The following is a 16,485-nucleotide window of genomic DNA, read 5'->3' as shown; positions in this document are numbered from 1 at the left end:
TATGCCGCAAAGCTTTGAAAACTTGGCCGATTTGATGGCCCACGGGTTTGACGCGGTGATCGACGTGCGTAGTCCCGCCGAATTTGCCGAAGACCACATCCCCGGCGCGATTAACCTGCCCGCGCTGTCGAATGACCAACGGGCAGAAGTCGGCACGATCTACAAGCAGGTCAGCGCCTTTAACGCGCGCAAGATCGGCGCCGCGCTTGTTGCCCGCAATGTCGCCGACCACGTCGAAGGCCCGCTTGCCGCGTATGACGGGTCTTGGCAGCCGCTAGTCTATTGTTGGCGCGGCGGTCAGCGGTCGGGTTCTTTTGCATCGATCCTGCAGCAGATTGGCTGGCGTGCGGACACGATCAAAGGCGGCTATCAAACCTATCGCAAGCTGGTGCACGACGCGATGTATATCGACCCGCTGCCGCACCGTTTGATCCTATTGGACGGCTACACCGGCACGGCCAAGACCGCCTTGCTGCATTTGCTTGCAGAACGCGGTGTGCAGGTCATCGATCTGGAAGGGCTGGCCGCCCATCGGGGTTCGCTGCTTGGCGGTGTCGCTGGCGGACAACCGGCGCAGAAAGGCTTTGAATCGCAGCTGGCGCAGGCGCTGGCAAAGTTGGACCCGAACAAGTTGACCGTGGTCGAGGCGGAAAGCAGCAAGGTTGGCCAGATTGTTCTGCCAAAGCAAATCTGGGCGCGGATGTCTGCCGCCCCCCGGATCGAGGTAAGCGCGCCACTTGCCGCGCGTGCCGCGTTCCTGCGCGAAGCCTACGCCGATATCATCGCCGACCCGGCGCTTTTGCGCGAACGGATGCAGCCGCTGCGCAATCTACGGGGGCATGCGATCGTTGACGGGTGGGAGGCTTTGCTGAACGCAGGCGACTTTACCGCGCTGGCGACGGCCCTGATGGATCAGCACTACGATGCGGCCTATGCGCGGTCGCGCAAGGCCAGCGACCGCACGTGGCTGGGCGAGGTTCACGCCGAGACCCTGGACGCTGCCGGCCGCGCCCGCGCCGCGGACGATTTGGCAAAGCTGATCGCCACGCTTTAGCGCAGCGTAATGCCGGGCGTGTCCGTAACATATCCGATGATCGCGGCGCTGGTGTAGCCTGCATCCTGCAACTTGTGCACCAGGTCGTCCGCTTGATCTACGTCCACGGCGGCGAGCAATCCGCCTGCAGTCTGCGGGTCATAGATCAGGTCTGTGCGCGGCCCCATCGGGCCGGTGACAGGGCCGGAACCTGCGATATTATCCTTAAATAGGCTCGAATGCTGCCCTGCCTCGGCCAAGGCCAGCGCGCCGTCCATCAGCGGTATCTGCGCCAGTTCCAGCAGCGCGCCAGTGCCTGACGCATCCCCAATCCCCGACAGATGCCCGGCCAAACCAAAGCCCGTGACATCGGTCATCGCATGAGCGTCCGCCAGAATACCGCTGGCTATCGCTTGCGGCTGACACATCAGATCAAGGGCGCTGGCAACGACCCCGCCCGGCGCAGCGCCAGCCATTTCCGCCGCCATGATGACACCGCTGCCAAGCGGCTTCGTCAGGATCAAAGCATCCCCCGGCTTCGCGCCGCGCAGGGTAACCGGGTCCCGGTCGCAGAGCCCGGTCACGGTAAAGCCGATCGTCAGCTCTGCCCCGAGTGACGTATGCCCGCCAACGATTTCGGCACCGGCATCGGACAGCGCCTCATGTGCCGCACCCATGATTTCGGACAATGTGCGGGCCTGCAAATCAGCAGAGAGTTTTGGCAGGATCAAGTTCACTGTCGCCGCTTGCGGCGCAGCCCCCATCGCCCAAATGTCACCAAGCGCGTGGTTCACCGCGATGCGGGTCATCGTGACGGGATCATCGGTAAAGGCACGCAGATGATCGGTGCTGATGACCTGCCGTGCGCCGCCCATGGTCAGCAGCCCAGCGTCATCGCCCGGTACCAGTTGCACGTCGTCACGGTCCGGCGGCGGCAAGGATTGCAAGGCGGCGCGTAGCGCGCCGCGGCCGACTTTGGCCCCGCAACCGCCGCACATCGGCTTATCGCCAAGCGCCTCTTGCAGCCCCACGGCGCGGGTCAAAGGTAGCGGGGGCAGTCCCATCGGTTTGAGTTCATCGAACTGGCGCATGAATGTGCGGTCGATGTGATCCTTCCACCGCCACAGCAGCGGGCCGGAAAACGCAGTGCCCATCCGTTCGGCCAAAGCGGATTTGCCACCCAGCGAGATCAGCTTGAGGTAGTCCTTTTGCGGGTCGTAGGGGCGCAATTCGCGCCCCGACAGCACCGCGCGCAGGTTGTCGAACAGCACAGGTGCCTGCCGCACGGCATAAACGCCAGCCTTGGGCCGCGGCGCGTGGGAAAGGTGGGCGCAGTCGCCGACGGCAAACAGGGATGGATCGGATGACTGAAGCATCTCGTTCACGGTGATGAAGCCGCCCTGCACATCAACGCCGATGTCCGCCTGCCAGTCGTGCGGCTTGGCGCCAGCCGCACCGGTTGTGAAATCTGACGCGATCTCGGTCCCGTTATCCAGCACAACGGCGGTGGCCGTGACGCGGGCGACGCTGGCATCCTCATTCAGGGTTACGCCTTGGTCTGCAAGGGCGGCCAGCATCTTGCGCCGTGCGGTATCGCCCAGCGTATCGACGATTTTACCCCGGTCGATCAGGTGGGCGATGGGGGACAAGCCGCGGGCGCGCAGGTTGTGCATCATTGCCATGGCCAGCTCTGCCCCGGCAACACCGCCGCCGATAATCGCGATGCGCGGCTTGGTCGTGCTGGCGCGGAAGGCGTCCCAACGGCCGGCAAAAGTGCCAAGCGGTTTTGCCGGGATCGCATGATCGGTAAAGCCGGGCAGGTCGGGCATGACCGAGGTGATCCCGACATCGACACTTACGATATCATAGGCAATTGGTGGGCGTCCCGGCACGGTGATCAGTTTGGCAGCCGTATCGATCCCGGTGACCGCCCCGTTTACCAACCGCGCCCCAGCAAACCGCGCAAGTTTCACAAGATCGATGTCCAGCTCTGCCCGGCTATAGTGGCCAGCAACAAACCCGGGAAGCATGCCCGAATAGGGGGCGGTTGGGCCGGGATTGATGACAGTGACCCGCACGCCGGCCAGCGCCTTCATCCCCCATTTGCGCAGCACAAGCGCATGGGTGTGGCCGCCGCCAATCAGCACAAGATCTTTGACCAGTGGAAAGTCGGGGTTCATGGCGACACCCACTTGCCCGTCCAGCCGTCTGTGGCGGCAAAGCTGGCGCGCCGGTGATCTGTGCCCAAATGCACGACGTCGATATGACTTAGCATCAGTTGCAACACACAAAAGTGGCTCTGATCGGGGGTTTTGATATAGTCTAGCGCGTGCGGTAGTGTCGTGCCGGGCGGCGGTGTGGTGCCGTATGATAGCAAGGCCCCATCAGGTAGTTCCTGCCAGCGATCTGCAACCGTTGGACCAGAAATGACCTCGACCGTTGCCTGAAGGCGTACCTGAAGGGCCAGTGCAGGCTCCCAAAAATGCAGCGCCGCGCGGGGGTGGGCAGCGATGCTGGCGATCTTGTCTGACTGGGTGTCTGTATAAACCTCTAACATTGCTGGATCAGCAACCGCGCGGCGCAAAACCACGGTGCGTGCCTCTGGCCAGCCATCTGGGCTGATGGTGGCAAGGGTTGGCTGCCGGGCTGCGACGTCCCTGCGTGCGGCGCCATGTGTCAGCTGTTGCCAGACCTGATCATGAAGTCCCGGCAGTGTTTCGAACCATTCACTCATAGCCTGTCATCTCCAGATAGCCGGTGCCGGACTGCGTGCCGTCGATTGTGACCGGGCCTTCCCAATAGGGGACGCTGGTTGTCATCCATGCTTGTGTGTTGATCGCTTGCACGGTGACGTCAACACCCTGCGCCGGTAATTCCAAACGCCAACGTGTCGGCATATCGCGGCCCGCGACCTGCGACACCTCAAGCGGCGTGGCCCGCAAGCTGCCGTCCTCATAGGGTGTCGGTGTCCCGTCTGGCGCGATCCAAGTGGCAGAGGTGTAGTCTGCCCCATCGGTTTGACGCAATCTGAACCCCATCATCCGCGCGCCATCGTCGAAGGAGAGTGAGAACCAATCCCAACCTGTTTGATCGCCCGACAACGGCTGGCTGGACCATTCGCGATCCAGCCAAGCTGTACCGGTCACGGCGATTTCGCCCTGCGGCAGGTGCAGCGTTCCGGCGATGTCGTAAAACGGCTGGGAATAATAATAGCTGGCTTGCCCGCTCGCGGATTTGACAGAGTATCCGTCTTTGCCTTGCCGGACGAATGGCCCATTGGCGGTCAGCTGCATGTCATAGCCGAAATCCGGCCCGGTGGCCGACAAGGTGCCCACGTCGATCCCATCAAAACGCCAATCGTCGATCCATGCGGCGAAGGGTTCGGCCACGACCCCCGCCTGCCCAATGCCGCCCCGCGCAAGGCGTTCCGTGACGAAGTGATCGTCCGGTGTCGTGACGGCAGCGTGGCCCAACCAGAGTTGCGGGTCATCCCAGCCCTCTTGCGTTTGGGGGGCCATGGCAGAGCGGAACAGAGTCCATTGCAGGCCATAGTCGGTCCCGTCCGCGTCTTTTAAGTTCGCGGTCAAATACCACCATTCGATACGGAAATCCGGGTGTGCACCGTGATCAGCAGGAAAGCTGAATTGCGGGTCTGGCTGGGGAATGGCAAAGCCGTCGGCTCCGCTGCCTAGCCCCGCGAAACCCTGTGCCTGTGCAAAAACAGGCACTAAACATAGTAATAGTGCCTTAACGTTCATTCGAAAACACCTTTAGCAAGTCGCTGGGCGGGGTGCGAGATAGCCGCCATGCGGGCCATAACGCGGCAAATGTGGCTGCAATCAGGGCGAATCCGCCAAGCTTTAGGTAATCTAGCGGGAAGACGTACATCGGCAGCCGCCACCCAAAGGCCGCGACATTGACGATGGCCAGCAGCGCCCAAGCAAGCGCGAGCCCGAGCGGAAGCGCGATCGCGGCAGTTAATGTGGCGAGCAGAACCGCCCGGATCAGTTCCAATCGGCCTAATTCGCGGCGGGTGAACCCCATGGCCCAGGCCGGGGCAAGTTGTGGCACACGCAAGGCGGCCAAAGTGAGTAGGCTCATCAAAATGGCAAAGCCCGCAACTGCGAGCGTCAGGATGTTGAGGGCGGTCGTCACCGTGAATGTCCGATCAAAGATGTCGAGCGAGAATTGCTTGATCCCGGCCTGATTGATCGTCGCGCTAGGCGGTAAATTTAGGTCGCGTTCCATGTCCGTCACGAGGGCTGGGACGTCGGTGGCGGGCAGGCGCAGCCCAAAGCGCAAAGGCTCTATTTCAGGGAAAAGCGTGGCAAAAGCAGGCTCTGCGATGATGGCCTGCCCGATGGGATTGCCGTAGTCCCCATAAATACCCGCCACGTGAAAATCGCGGCCATCCAGCGGCACCGTATCGCCCAGCGTCAGGCCAGAGCGCCGGGAAAGCTGTTCATTTATCAACAGCGCATCACTGTCAAAGACCGCATCCCACGCCCCCTCTGCCGTCTGTAGAAAGCGCCAGTTGTCACGATAGGTTGCGTCGTCACGTGTGCCAAACACCTCGGCCGGAAGGCCCGCGATTTGTACTGGGGCCGACGCGATGGGCAGAACGGCGCGGCTGCGGGGGGTGACGTAGGCGACGATCTGTGCCGCTTGCGCGGGATCTTCGGCGGTGACGTAAAGCTCTGACGCTAACCGCTGATCCAGAAATCCGGTAAAGGTCAGACGGAAGCTGCTGACCATCGTGGACACACCGACATTCGCAGCCATCGCAAGCAACAGCGCAGCAAGAGCAAGCGACAATCCAGGCAATTGCTGGCGTGTGTCGGCCCAAAACCATTGCGCCCGAACACCTGTGGCGAGGCGTTCAGCGAGCGCAAGGACGCGGTCTAAAATCAAGGGCAGGGCCAGTGCGGCACCGATCAACATAGTGCCTAACAGGGCGAATCCAGCGATAAGGCCCTGCGCGGTAATCCCCAGCATCGCTGCTAGCCCCAAAAGCGCCAAGGCGATCAATCCTTGCACCTGCGCCGATCGTCCGGCAGCCATGCTAAGCGCGCGTGGCGATCCCCCGGCGAGCAGCGGCAATCGTGCGAGCCGCCAAAATGCAGCCGCTGCGGCCATGGCCGTGCCGCCCAGTGCGATGCCTAGGCCCGACAGCCACCATGATGGACGCAGTTGTAGGGTGCCTGCGACTGTGGCGCCGTACAGGCCTTGCAGCGTCGCGGCGACATCAGGAAGGAGGAGTGACGCAATGACGTAGCCAAGCGCCACACCGATGCCCCCGGCAACCAGAGCCATGATTGCAAGCTCTGCTGCCATCAGCGCCATCAACCGCCGCAGCGGTACGCCAAGCGCACGCAGGGTTCGGACAACAGGGCGGCGCTGTTCAAAGGCGAGGCCGATGGCACCGTTGACGATAAAGATGCCGACGGCAAAGGACAGCAGACCAAAAGCGGTCAGGTTGAGGTGAAAGCTGTCAGTCAATCGCCCAATATCAGAGCCTGATTGGGCGATTTGACGCGAGAGGAGAGGTGCGATGGCGTCAAGCGGTGCCTGCCTTATGGGCTGCGCCGGACCTACGATCAGCCGGTCAATCTGGCCTTGTCGATCCAGCAGGCGCTGGGCTGCGCCGATGTCCATGATGACGGTGCCGGGGGCGACATCGGGGGCGGCAACTTTGGCGATCCCCGGCGGCAAAGCATCCAGCGCATCTTGTTGCCCAAAAGCCTGTCCTGGGGCGGTCAGGAAACCTGTAATATCCGCGCCCTCGGCCACCTGCACCGGACCTAAACCGCCGAATGACGTCAGAGGATCAAGGCCAACAATGCGGACCCCGTCCAATCGCCCTTCGATCACCGGGGATACCAGCCAGCCTGCGCGCCGCAGCGCGACGTATGTGTCTTGCGCCATCGGTTGCCCGTCGCGGCGTGTTAGTTGGTCAAATGTGCCCTCGCCCAAGGTGGCTGCGGCCGCATCGTAGCTGGCCTTTGCTTCGGAATTGATCGCTTGCACGCCTGACCAAAGCGCCGTCGCCAGCGCGAGCCCGGCGAGCAGCGTAAAAAGCTGCAATGGGTTGCGCTTCCAATGGGACAGCAGCGCGGCAAAAACAGCGCGTGTCATGCGATCTGGCCCTGTGCCAAGTGCAGACGCCGCATCATCTGTCCGGCAAGCCGGTCCGAGTGTGTGACCATCAAGAGCCCTGCACCGGTATCAGCCACGAGGTCTAGCATGAGGGTCAAAACTTGCGCTGCTGTCGCCTCGTCCAGATTGCCTGTCGGTTCGTCCGCCAGCACAAGTTTGGGGCGCGGCGCGAGTGTGCGGGCGATGGCGACGCGCTGCTGCTGCCCGCCGGAGAGTTGTTCGGGATATTTGCGCAGCTGCGGTGTCAGGCCCATGCGGTCGGCCAACGTGGCGCACCATGCAGGGTCGTGCCGTCCGGCAAGTCGTGCCTGAAAGGCGATGTTGTCAGCGATGCGCAGGCTAGGGATAAGGTTGAACTGTTGAAAAACCACGCCGACGGTATCGCGCCGCATGCGCGCACGGCCATTGTCGTCCATGGCGGTCAGATCCTCGCCATCAAGCAGAATTCGCCCACCGTCAGGCGCATCCAACCCGCCAATCAGATGCAGCAAAGTGCTTTTGCCAGACCCGCTTTCCCCGGTTAGGGCCAGCGTTTCGCCGCGATCTAGGGTCATATCGATCCCGCGCAGCACGTCGAACGGGCCATCTGCTGTGGCATAGGTTTTGCGCAGGTCAGTCACGGTCAGCAGCATTGGGCCCTCTTTTGTTGCGACGTAGGTATGGCGCAGAACGGCTACGAACAGACCGGGCGGTCCCTTTGCCGCAGATGACGGCACGTTTTGCTGGTGTCTGCCGCCTTGGCTTGTCATCCTGCGGCAAACCGGAGGGAGTTACCATGTCTGACATCGTCATCTTGGGCGGCGCACGCACCGCCGTCGGATCATTCGGAGGGGCGCTTGCAGGCACGCCGCCGATCACGCTGGGCGCGACAGTGGCAGAGGCCGCGATGGCCCGCGCTGGCGTCGATCCTGCGCAGATCGGCCACGTCGTCTTTGGCCATGTGATCAATACAGAGCCGCGCGATATGTACCTGTCGCGCGTTGCCGCGATGGATGCGGGTGTACCTGATACGACGCCTGCGATGAACGTGAACCGTCTGTGCGGGTCCGGCGTGCAGGCAATTATCTCGGTCGTGCAGGCGCTGCAGCTGGGCGATGCTGACTTCGGTCTGGCGGGCGGGGCAGAAAACATGTCCCGGTCCCCGTTCATCGTCAGTGACCAGCGCTGGGGCGCTAAGATGGGCGACATTCAGACCCGCGATATGATGCTGGGCGCGCTGAACTGCCCCTTTGGCACCGGCCACATGGGCATCACGGCAGAGAACGTCAGCGCAGAGCATGATATTAGCCGTGAAGCGCAAGACGCCTTTGCACTGGAAAGCCAGAACCGCGCCGCCAAGGCGATGGCAGAGGGCCGCTTTGACAGCCAGATCGTGCCAGTCATGCTGAAAACCCGGCGCGAGACCTATGAATTCAAAACCGACGAGCATCCAAAGGCGACAACCCTAGAGGCGCTTGCTGGTCTGCGCCCCGCCTTCCGCAAGGATGGTAGCGTGACAGCGGGCAACGCCTCTGGCCTGAATGACGGGGCTGCCGCGATCACGCTGGCGACGATGGATGCGGCGGAAAAGGCTGGCCTGACGCCGCGATTCCGCGTGCTGGGCTATGCCCACGCCGGTGTGCGACCAGAGGTGATGGGGATTGGTCCCGTGCCTGCTGTGCGCAAGCTGTTGGAACGGACCGGCCTAAAAGCAGACGATTTTGACGTGATCGAAAGCAACGAAGCCTTTGCCGCGCAGGCGTTGGCCGTCAGCAAGGAACTGGGTTTTGATCCCGCTAAGGTGAACCCAAATGGCGGCGCGGTTGCTTTGGGGCATCCGGTGGGCGCAACAGGCGCGATCATCACGGTTAAGGCGATGTACGAGCTGGACCGGATCGGCGGCAAGCGGGCGCTGATCACCATGTGCATCGGTGGAGGTCAGGGGATCGCACTGGCGATCGAACGCCTAAGCTAAGGCGAGCTGGCGGGGCTTAGATGTGCCATAGGCAATCTGAGCCCCGCCAGATCAAATTAATAGAACAGCGCTGCGTTGTTGATCAGCAGGATACGAATAATTTCGATCCCGACCAGCGCCACGATGGGCGACAGGTCGATCCCGCCAAGGTTTGGCAGCACGCGGCGCAGCGGGGCATAGATCGGCTCTAGGATGCGCTGCAGGGTGTACCAGATTTGGCCAACGATGGGCTGGCGCACATTCAGAACGTCAAAGCTGATCAGCCAGCTCATGATGAAATGGGCGAAGATAAAGAACCGCGCGATACCAAGCAGCAGCAGCAGGATTTGGAACAGGGATGTCATCGGCGGCATTCTCCGTATTTTAAGCTGTGCCGCAGGTAAGCGGTCCTAGGGATTCAAACAACCCCTTAGTCCGCACGGCTTGCATCAAGTGCTTGCGAGTGCGCGCTGACCCGGTGTCTAGTCGCGGCAAACAGGGGGCCCAAAATGGCAGTATCGAAAAAGCGGATTTGGGGCTGGATGGCCTTTGATTGGGCGTCTCAACCATTTTACACGCTGGGCCTGACGTTCGTCTTTGGTCCCTATTTCGCACTTGTCGCAACGCAGGCCTTTGTCAGCGATGGCTTGATCGAAGAAGCGGCGAAAGCGCAGGCGCAGTCCATCTGGTCGATTGGGCAAACCATTGCTGGCCTGCTGATTGCAATCACAGCCCCGTTTCTGGGGGCTTACGCCGATAACTCTGGCCGAAAGATTCCGTGGATTGCGGGCTTTTCGATCGTTTTCGTCGTGGCCTCTTGGTCGCTATGGGGGCTGACCCCGGATGGGGCTGGGCTGTATTTGATCTTGCTGCTCTTCTACGTCGCGTTTTTCGCCAGCGAGTCTGCGCTGAACTTTGTGAACGCGATCCTGCCCAGTCTTGGCACCGACAAGGAAATCGGCCGCATATCTGGCTCTGGCGCGGCCTTTGGCTATTGGGGCGGCGTGACGTCGCTGTTCATCCTGTTGCTGCTTTTTGTCGAAAGCCCCGATACGGGCCTGACCCTGCTTGGTATCCCGCCAATGCTAGGCCTTGATGCCGCGCAGATGGAGGGGACGCGCAGCGTCGGGCCGTTTATCGCGCTGTGGTATATCGTTTTCATGATCCCGTTTTTTGCCTATGTGCGCGACACACCCGCGCCAAAGGTCAAGCGCACGTCGCTTCGGGCGGTCTGGGGCGATCTGATGGCGACCCTGCGCGGCGTGATGCACCGCCGCAGCCTGAAGTACTTTCTGCTGTCATCGATGTTCTACCGCGATGCCCTGAACGCGCTTTATGCTTTTGGCGGCATCTATGCGCAGCTTGTGCTGGGTTGGAGCGTGATGAAGATCGGTATCTTCGGAATTCTTGCCGCTATCGCCGCTGCCATCTTTACGTGGCTCGGCGGGCTGGCAGATCAGCGGTTCGGGCCTAAACCGGTCATTCGGGTCTGTGTTTGGTTGCTGATCGTAGTCGGCTGTCTGATCGTCGGCATGTCGAGAGAGAACCTTTTCATATTCCCGCTGGCCCCCGGATCGCAAATTCCTGATCTGGTGTTCTATGGGTGCGGCATGGTGATCGGTGGGGCAGGCGGTGCGATCTATGCCGCGAGCCGTACAATGATGGTCCGTCACACCCACCCCGACCGCCCGGCAGAGGCGTTTGGCCTGTTTGCCTTAACCGGTAAAGCGACGGCCTTTATCGCCCCGGCCAGCATCGCGCTCTTCACGTTTATGACAGGCAACGTGCAACTGGGGTTTCTGCCCGTCATCTTTCTGTTCCTCCTTGGGCTCTTCCTGTTAAGGTGGGTCAACACAGACGGGGACCGGGCAGCATGATCCGCATTACAGCAATGATCGCACTTATCGCGGGCCTCGCAGCCTGCCAGCAAGAGGCGAAGGTCGCGACTGCGACGCAGCCGGTGTTTTCGACGCAGAACACCAACGACACACGGATCGCCAAGCAGGTGTTCGGTAATCTGTCTAATGGATCCAATCAGCCATCCGCGCCCGTCGGGTTCTATTCCAAGGGCTGTCAGGCCGGTGCCGAGGAATTGGCCGAGACTGGTCCGACCTGGCAAGCGATGCGCCTGTCGCGTAATCGCAACTGGGGTCAGCCGCAGCTGGTCGATTTCGTACAAGACCTGTCCCGCGTTGCCGCACAGCAGCCCGGTTGGAACGGCCTGTATCTGGGCGATATGAGCCAGCCGCGCGGCGGCCCGATGCTCAGCGGGCATGCCAGCCACCAGATTGGCCTTGATGCCGATATCTGGCTTAAGCCTGCCAACAACCTGTCCCTATCCCGGACAGAGCGCGAGAATATCTCTTCTGATCGGATGGACCGCAATGGCGGTGCCTATGTGAACAGCAACTGGGGCCCCGCCCAAGAGGCGATCATCCGCGCTGCGGCCTCTGATCCGCGCGTTGCACGGATTTTCATTTTTCCGGGTGCCAAGGTCGAAATGTGCAAAAACGCAACGGGTGACCGCAGTTGGCTGAACAAGGTGCGGCCTTGGTACGGGCATAACTACCATTTCCATGTTCGCTTGAACTGCCCCGCCGGCTCCGGTCTGTGCGCGCCGCAAGACCCGCCGCCGCCCGGTGATGGCTGCGCCGATGCCGCCGCTTGGGTCGACAATATCGTCAACCCCAAGCCCGCGCCGCCCGCCGATCCAAATGCCCCAAAACCGGCCCCCAAGCGTGAGCTGACGATGGCCAGCTTGCCGGGTCAGTGCGCCGCCGTCGCCGCCAACTGATCATGCGCCGCTTGCTGCTTTTGATTGCCCTGCTTGCAGGGTGCAGTCAGGCGTTTGGCCAGACGATGGCCAGCGGTGTCACGCAAGTTGGTCGGTTCATCTGGCTGAACGATGACCCCGCTTTCGGCGGTATGTCCGGAATCGAAATCAGCGATGACGGATCGCGCTTCATCGCGCTTAGTGACCGTAGCACCTTGTGGGAGGGGTCGGTCACGCGCAAAGGCGGGGTGATCACCGCCCTCACCCCTGAACTTATCACGCCGCTGCATATCTCTGACGGCAGCCCAACCGATCACCACACGGGCGATTCCGAAGGGCTGGCGCTGGGCGCTGATGGCACGGTCTATATCTCTTTCGAGGGGTTGGCCCGTGTCGCGGCCTATACCGAGGTGACCGGCCCTGCCATCCGAATACCGCGCATGCCTGCCTTTGACGCGATGCAGCCCAATGCCGCGCTTGAAGCGTTGGCGATTGACGCAGAGGGCGCGATTTATACCCTGCCAGAGCGGTCGGGCAGCGCGATGCAACCTTACCCAGTCTATCGCTATAAAGACGGCACCTGGGCCACTGCCTTTAAGATTACGCGCGAGGGGCCGTTCCTGCCTGTCGGTGCAGATATCGGCCCCGACGGCCTGTTTTATCTGCTAGAGCGTGACTTTACCGGCATCGGCTTTCGCAGTCGGGTCAGGCGGTTTGACATGACCGGCGGGGGGGCTGAAACCTTGCTGGAAACGCGGACTGGGGCTCATGATAACCTCGAAGGTATCTCGGTCTGGCGTGATCAAGGCGGTGCGATCCGGATGACGCTGATCGCGGATGATAACTTCAAGTTCTTTCAAACGACCGAAGTCGTAGAGTACCGCGTCGCTGATTGACGTGCAGGGCAAGGCCAGCTAAGCCACGCCGTCCCTGAATGGTTCGGGGGCCAAGTGCCGCACCCTTGCCAAAACGGATCAAATCTCATGCGTATTCTACCCGGCGTACTCGCCATGGCCGCCATTGTTGTGGCCTCCAACATCCTTGTTCAATTCCTGATACTCGACGGCCTGCTGACTTGGGGCGCGTTCACCTATCCGCTGGCGTTTCTGGTCACCGACCTGATGAACCGCATCTATGGCGTCTCTGCCGCCCGCCGCGTCGTGCTGGTGGGCCTTGTCGCCGGCATCGTCTGCTCTCTGATCGGCAGCCAGATCCAGCTAGAGTTCGGCCCTGCCGTGCCCGTCCGCGTCGCCATCGCTTCGGCGACCGCCTTTGGCGTCGCGCAGCTGCTGGATATCGCCGTGTTCAACCGCTTGCGCATGGGCGTATGGTGGTTGGCCCCGCTGGGATCGACGCTGGTGTCGTCCGTCGTGGACACGGTGATCTTCTTCTCGATCGCCTTTGCGGCCACCTTCAACAGCTTTAGCGCGGGCGCTGCGGATCAGATCATCTGGGCGCAGGATGCGGTGCCATTCCTGAACGCAGGGCCGCTTGTGCCGCTGTGGGTGTCGCTGGCTGTTGCCGACTGGTCGGTCAAGATTTTGGTCGCCCTGATCGCCCTTGTTCCGTTCCGCCTGATTGTTGGGCGCGTCACACAGCCGCGCCCTTAACCGCGATCCTTGGTACATTTTAATTTGACATACACGATATGTGTGCCAAATTTGGACTTAGGCGAAACATATTGAAAGGAGGTGATCCAGTGCATCATGAAGTTCTGGAGAAGTGTGTCGGGACAGCTTGGGGGGTTCTGATCTAAGGCAGCCCTTAGGTCTGTTACCCTTCAGGTGGGTGGCCGCTTGCGGTCCCTAACCGACCCACCTCCGATATTCAGGAAAGGGCTATCCCATCGCCGGGGTAGCCCTTTTTTACGTCAATTGCATCGCAAGTGACGGGTGGGGGTAAACGTTTGGCGTAGCCAAATGTGACCCCGCAGCGGGCATGGGGGCGCGCGCCACTGGCAAAACCCGGCAAACCCGTTACATCATCCCCATGGCAGAAGATTTACGCATCACCGACACGATCACCCTGCAAGGGTGGGAGCTGACAGAGCAGTTCACCCGCGCGTCCGGCCCCGGCGGGCAGAACGTGAACAAGGTATCTACCGCCGTTGAACTGCGGTTCGAGGCGGAGCGCTCTCCGTCGATCCCCGACCCGGTCAAGGCACGGCTAAAGCGGCTGGCAGGCCGCCGCTGGACGCTGGACGGCGCGCTGGTGATCTTTGTGCAAGACACCCGTTCCCAAGCCCGCAACCGCGACCTTGCGAGAGAGCGGCTGGCCGAGTTGATCGTCAAAGCGACCGAGCGGCCCAAACGCCGCGTGGCGACAAAGCCGACCTATGGATCAGTGAAGCGCCGGTTGAAGGCGAAGAAGGTCAGGGGCGAGGTGAAGGCGCTGAGGGGTGATGTGGGGGAGGAGTAGGTTTGTAGTTTAGGTGGCTGCTTCCACGATGCCCGAAATCTCTTTGTATGATTTGTTCATCAACCTCACTGTACTGTCATATATATTTTTGATGCTTGCATCGTTTGATAGATTTAGCCGCGTAAGAACGCTATTCAGAAGCTCACCCTTTTTATCTGCGCTCGTTAGGTGTTGGAACGCTATTCGTAAATCATATATTGTGAAGAAAGGGAGCATGATAGAATTTGCAGTGTCTTGGTTCGAAAGATTAGCGATAATAGCCGACAGCTGTCGCATAGGTCCGCCCTGAGCGGACGGTATGCCCATAGACTGTTGGATTTTTCCAAGGTTCGGGTTCGATAGTGATTCTACATGAATTCTATTCAGTGTGTTTGATGTGCACTCCCATTCGACAAAAGAATTTGTCGACGGCCCAAAGAAATGTATAGCTAAGTCTAAAACTTCTTCATCAAGATGGGCGATACTAATCTGATATTTTTTGATAAAGGAATCAATTGCTAAAGTTCTTGAGTGAAGGAGATCGTCTTCGATCGACTGATCTGAAATTTTGCAAGAAATCTGTCCATCAAAAAACTCCGATCCGACTGAAAATTCGGGCGGGCGACTTTCAGACATTAAATAATATTGCTCCGAATCTGGGAATTTTGCTACGTCACCTAACCACATGAAAACTGTTCCATGTTTATCAATGCCAAAACAGGCTTCAAAATTTCCCCGGTCTCGGATGCTTCCATAGGTCCGGGAATATAATTTGAGGAAATATTCATCCTCTCGGTCGTAACGGGACAGAACCCGTCAGAGGTGGCTCGGGAAAACTGAACAGTAGGGATAAGTGGATTTTCCGCGCAACAGCAGCATGATGCTGCAAGCGAGGAGATGACCATGACAAGACGACCGCGCCGGAATCACAGTCCGGCCTTCAAGGCCAAAGTAGCTGTAGCCGCTATCAAGGGTGAACGAACTCTGATCGAGCTGGCGCAGGACTTTGACGTCCATCCAAACCAAATCAAGCAGTGGCGTGACCAATTGCTGGAAGGCGCGACCGGGGTATTCGGCGATGCCTCGAAGGCTGATCTGGTGCCGGTGATCGACGTGAAGACGCTGCATGCCAAGATCGGAGAGCTAGCGCTGGAGAATGATTTTTTGTCCGGCGCGCTCGGCAAGGCGGGCCTGCTGCCGCGCGTAAAAAGATGATCGATCCTTCAGCAAAGCTCAGCGTCAGCCGGCAGGCTATCGTGCTAGGGATCAGCCGGGGCAGTGTCTATTACCAGCCGCGCCCGGTGTCAGTTCCTAATCTGAAACTGATGCACCGGATCGACAAGTTGCACATGGAGTTCCCCTTCGTGGGCAGCCGAATGCTGCAAGGTCTGCTGGTGCAGGAGGGGTTCAAAGTGGGCCGGTTGCACGTCGGCACGCTGATGAAGCGCATGGGGATCGAGGCACTGTATCGCAAACCGAACACCTCCAAGCCGGCACCGGGGCACAAGATCTACCCCTACCTGCTTAGGAACCTGCCTGTGACCCGGCCGAACCAAGTCTGGGCGATGGACATCACATAGATACCCATGGCGCGGGGCTTCATCTATCTGGCTGCCGTTCTGGACTGGTTCACCCGCCGCGTGCTGTCCTGGCGTGTGTCGATCACGCTGGAGGCAGACTTCTGCATTGAGGCCGTAGAGGAGGCGCTGGCCCGATACGGCAAGCCCGAGATATTTAACACGGATCAGGGCAGCCAATTTACCTCAACCGAATTTATCAAAGTTCTGGCGAGCCGGGAGATCAAGATCAGCATGGATGGCAAAGGGGCGTGGCGCGACAACGTCTTCGTCGAGCGCCTGTGGCGGACCATCAAATACGAAGAGGTATATCTGCACGCCTACGACAGCGTCCCGGAAGCCCGCGCTTCCATCGGGCGCTATCTCGGCTTCTACAACACCCGACGACCTCACTCATCGCTTGACGGCAAAACGCCCGATCAGGCCTACTTCAATCAGCAACTGCCAGATGCGGTAGCGGCGTAACCAAGGCGGAAAACCACTTAAGAAACGCCCAGAAACTGTTCAGACAAACCGAACCACCTCTGTCTATTGAATTAGATGGGCGTTAGGAAGCCAGTTTCCCAAGGCCGCACGAGGCCGGGAGTGAAGAAATATTCATCCGCACTATATGGGA

Annotated in this window: 14 protein-coding genes and 1 pseudogene; 8 read left to right on the top strand and 7 right to left on the bottom strand. The window is 60.2% G+C overall.

Going from position 1 to position 16,485, the window contains the following annotated elements:
* Position 1 precedes the first annotated feature (1 nt).
* Positions 2–1,054, top strand: a complete 1,053-nt coding sequence (gene mnmH, locus KBW81_RS15295; RefSeq protein WP_254247766.1) for a tRNA 2-selenouridine(34) synthase MnmH — start codon at positions 2–4, stop codon at positions 1,052–1,054.
* Here mnmH and selD read toward each other — a convergent pair.
* The 5 genes from selD to KBW81_RS15270 are packed head-to-tail and all read right to left on the bottom strand — an operon-like array spanning position 1,051 to position 7,821.
* Positions 1,051–3,213, bottom strand: coding sequence for a selenide, water dikinase SelD (gene selD / locus KBW81_RS15290; RefSeq protein WP_254247765.1), 2,163 nt, complete (start codon positions 3,211–3,213; stop codon positions 1,051–1,053). The two genes, mnmH and selD, sit on opposite strands and share 4 nt — an antisense overlap.
* Positions 3,210–3,767 carry a pyridoxamine 5'-phosphate oxidase family protein gene (locus KBW81_RS15285; protein ID WP_254247764.1) on the bottom strand — a complete coding sequence of 186 codons (558 nt, stop codon included), beginning with the start codon at positions 3,765–3,767 and terminating at the stop codon, positions 3,210–3,212. Before KBW81_RS15285 ends, selD begins: the two co-directional genes overlap by 4 nt.
* Positions 3,760–4,791 carry a lipocalin-like domain-containing protein gene (locus KBW81_RS15280; protein ID WP_254247763.1) on the bottom strand — a complete coding sequence of 344 codons (1,032 nt, stop codon included), beginning with the start codon at positions 4,789–4,791 and terminating at the stop codon, positions 3,760–3,762. The genes KBW81_RS15285 and KBW81_RS15280 overlap by 8 nt, the downstream gene beginning before the upstream one ends.
* Positions 4,781–7,168 carry an ABC transporter permease gene (locus KBW81_RS15275; RefSeq protein WP_254247762.1) on the bottom strand — a complete coding sequence of 796 codons (2,388 nt, stop codon included), beginning with the start codon at positions 7,166–7,168 and terminating at the stop codon, positions 4,781–4,783. Before KBW81_RS15275 ends, KBW81_RS15280 begins: the two co-directional genes overlap by 11 nt.
* Entirely contained in the window at positions 7,165–7,821 is a 657-nt protein-coding gene (locus KBW81_RS15270) for an ABC transporter ATP-binding protein (protein WP_254247761.1), read from the bottom strand. Before KBW81_RS15270 ends, KBW81_RS15275 begins: the two co-directional genes overlap by 4 nt.
* A gap of 143 nt (positions 7,822–7,964) precedes the next feature.
* On the opposite strand from KBW81_RS15270, the gene KBW81_RS15265 reads away from it, so the two are divergent.
* Positions 7,965–9,143, top strand: coding sequence for an acetyl-CoA C-acyltransferase family protein (locus tag KBW81_RS15265; RefSeq protein WP_254247760.1), 1,179 nt, complete (start codon positions 7,965–7,967; stop codon positions 9,141–9,143).
* 56 nt (positions 9,144–9,199) lie between these two features.
* On the opposite strand, the gene KBW81_RS15260 is transcribed toward KBW81_RS15265, so the two are convergent.
* The gene (locus KBW81_RS15260) at positions 9,200–9,487 is read right to left on the bottom strand and encodes a YggT family protein (RefSeq protein WP_090186593.1); all 288 of its coding nucleotides are present in this window, start codon (positions 9,485–9,487) and stop codon (positions 9,200–9,202) included.
* A gap of 144 nt (positions 9,488–9,631) precedes the next feature.
* Here KBW81_RS15260 and KBW81_RS15255 point away from each other — a divergent pair, with 144 nt between their 5' ends.
* The 5 genes from KBW81_RS15255 to arfB all read left to right on the top strand — a co-directional run bounded on the left by KBW81_RS15255 (position 9,632) and on the right by arfB (position 14,313).
* On the top strand, positions 9,632–10,999 hold the full coding sequence (locus KBW81_RS15255; RefSeq protein WP_090186069.1) for an MFS transporter: 1,368 nt from the start codon (positions 9,632–9,634) through the stop codon (positions 10,997–10,999).
* Entirely contained in the window at positions 10,996–11,916 is a 921-nt protein-coding gene (gene mepA / locus KBW81_RS15250) for a penicillin-insensitive murein endopeptidase (RefSeq protein WP_090186072.1), read from the top strand. Before KBW81_RS15255 ends, mepA begins: the two co-directional genes overlap by 4 nt.
* A gap of 2 nt (positions 11,917–11,918) precedes the next feature.
* Positions 11,919–12,791: an esterase-like activity of phytase family protein gene (locus tag KBW81_RS15245; RefSeq protein ID WP_254247759.1), complete on the top strand. Its 873-nt coding sequence runs from the start codon at positions 11,919–11,921 to the stop codon at positions 12,789–12,791.
* Positions 12,792–12,878: 87 nt separating this feature from the next.
* Positions 12,879–13,505 (top strand): queuosine precursor transporter, encoded by a 627-nt coding sequence (locus tag KBW81_RS15240; protein ID WP_254247758.1) that lies wholly within the window; start codon positions 12,879–12,881, stop codon positions 13,503–13,505.
* Between the two features lie 379 nt (positions 13,506–13,884).
* Positions 13,885–14,313 carry an alternative ribosome rescue aminoacyl-tRNA hydrolase ArfB gene (arfB, locus tag KBW81_RS15235; protein WP_090186600.1) on the top strand — a complete coding sequence of 143 codons (429 nt, stop codon included), beginning with the start codon at positions 13,885–13,887 and terminating at the stop codon, positions 14,311–14,313.
* Between the two features lie 9 nt (positions 14,314–14,322).
* Here arfB and KBW81_RS15230 read toward each other — a convergent pair whose 3' ends face one another.
* Complete coding sequence (locus KBW81_RS15230) at positions 14,323–14,979, bottom strand: hypothetical protein (protein WP_254247757.1); 657 nt, start codon at positions 14,977–14,979, stop codon at positions 14,323–14,325.
* Between the two features lie 216 nt (positions 14,980–15,195).
* Between KBW81_RS15230 and KBW81_RS15225 the strand changes: the two are divergent.
* Positions 15,196–16,334 (top strand): annotated as a pseudogene (locus tag KBW81_RS15225) (IS3 family transposase).
* Positions 16,335–16,485 lie beyond the last annotated feature (151 nt).

It is taken from the genome of Loktanella salsilacus (assembly GCF_024206795.1).
GTDB classification, from domain to species: Bacteria; Pseudomonadota; Alphaproteobacteria; order Rhodobacterales; family Rhodobacteraceae; genus Loktanella; species Loktanella salsilacus.
Note: the sequence above shows the minus strand (reverse complement) of the source record. Positions and strands in the feature narration are given on the sequence as shown.

What these genes read in the sequence shown, in the direction of transcription:
- mnmH (WP_254247766.1), top strand. Translation starts at nt 2, where the DNA reads ATGCCGCAAAGCTTTGAAAACTTGGCCGATTTGATGGCCCACGGGTTT.
- selD (WP_254247765.1), bottom strand. Translation starts at nt 3,213, where the DNA reads ATGAACCCCGACTTTCCACTGGTCAAAGATCTTGTGCTGATTGGCGGC.
- KBW81_RS15285 (WP_254247764.1), bottom strand. Translation starts at nt 3,767, where the DNA reads ATGAGTGAATGGTTCGAAACACTGCCGGGACTTCATGATCAGGTCTGG.
- KBW81_RS15280 (WP_254247763.1), bottom strand. Translation starts at nt 4,791, where the DNA reads ATGAACGTTAAGGCACTATTACTATGTTTAGTGCCTGTTTTTGCACAG.
- KBW81_RS15275 (WP_254247762.1), bottom strand. Translation starts at nt 7,168, where the DNA reads ATGACACGCGCTGTTTTTGCCGCGCTGCTGTCCCATTGGAAGCGCAAC.
- KBW81_RS15270 (WP_254247761.1), bottom strand. Translation starts at nt 7,821, where the DNA reads ATGCTGCTGACCGTGACTGACCTGCGCAAAACCTATGCCACAGCAGAT.
- KBW81_RS15265 (WP_254247760.1), top strand. Translation starts at nt 7,965, where the DNA reads ATGTCTGACATCGTCATCTTGGGCGGCGCACGCACCGCCGTCGGATCA.
- KBW81_RS15260 (WP_090186593.1), bottom strand. Translation starts at nt 9,487, where the DNA reads ATGACATCCCTGTTCCAAATCCTGCTGCTGCTGCTTGGTATCGCGCGG.
- KBW81_RS15255 (WP_090186069.1), top strand. Translation starts at nt 9,632, where the DNA reads ATGGCAGTATCGAAAAAGCGGATTTGGGGCTGGATGGCCTTTGATTGG.
- mepA (WP_090186072.1), top strand. Translation starts at nt 10,996, where the DNA reads ATGATCCGCATTACAGCAATGATCGCACTTATCGCGGGCCTCGCAGCC.
- KBW81_RS15245 (WP_254247759.1), top strand. Translation starts at nt 11,919, where the DNA reads ATGCGCCGCTTGCTGCTTTTGATTGCCCTGCTTGCAGGGTGCAGTCAG.
- KBW81_RS15240 (WP_254247758.1), top strand. Translation starts at nt 12,879, where the DNA reads ATGCGTATTCTACCCGGCGTACTCGCCATGGCCGCCATTGTTGTGGCC.
- arfB (WP_090186600.1), top strand. Translation starts at nt 13,885, where the DNA reads ATGGCAGAAGATTTACGCATCACCGACACGATCACCCTGCAAGGGTGG.
- KBW81_RS15230 (WP_254247757.1), bottom strand. Translation starts at nt 14,979, where the DNA reads ATGTGGTTAGGTGACGTAGCAAAATTCCCAGATTCGGAGCAATATTAT.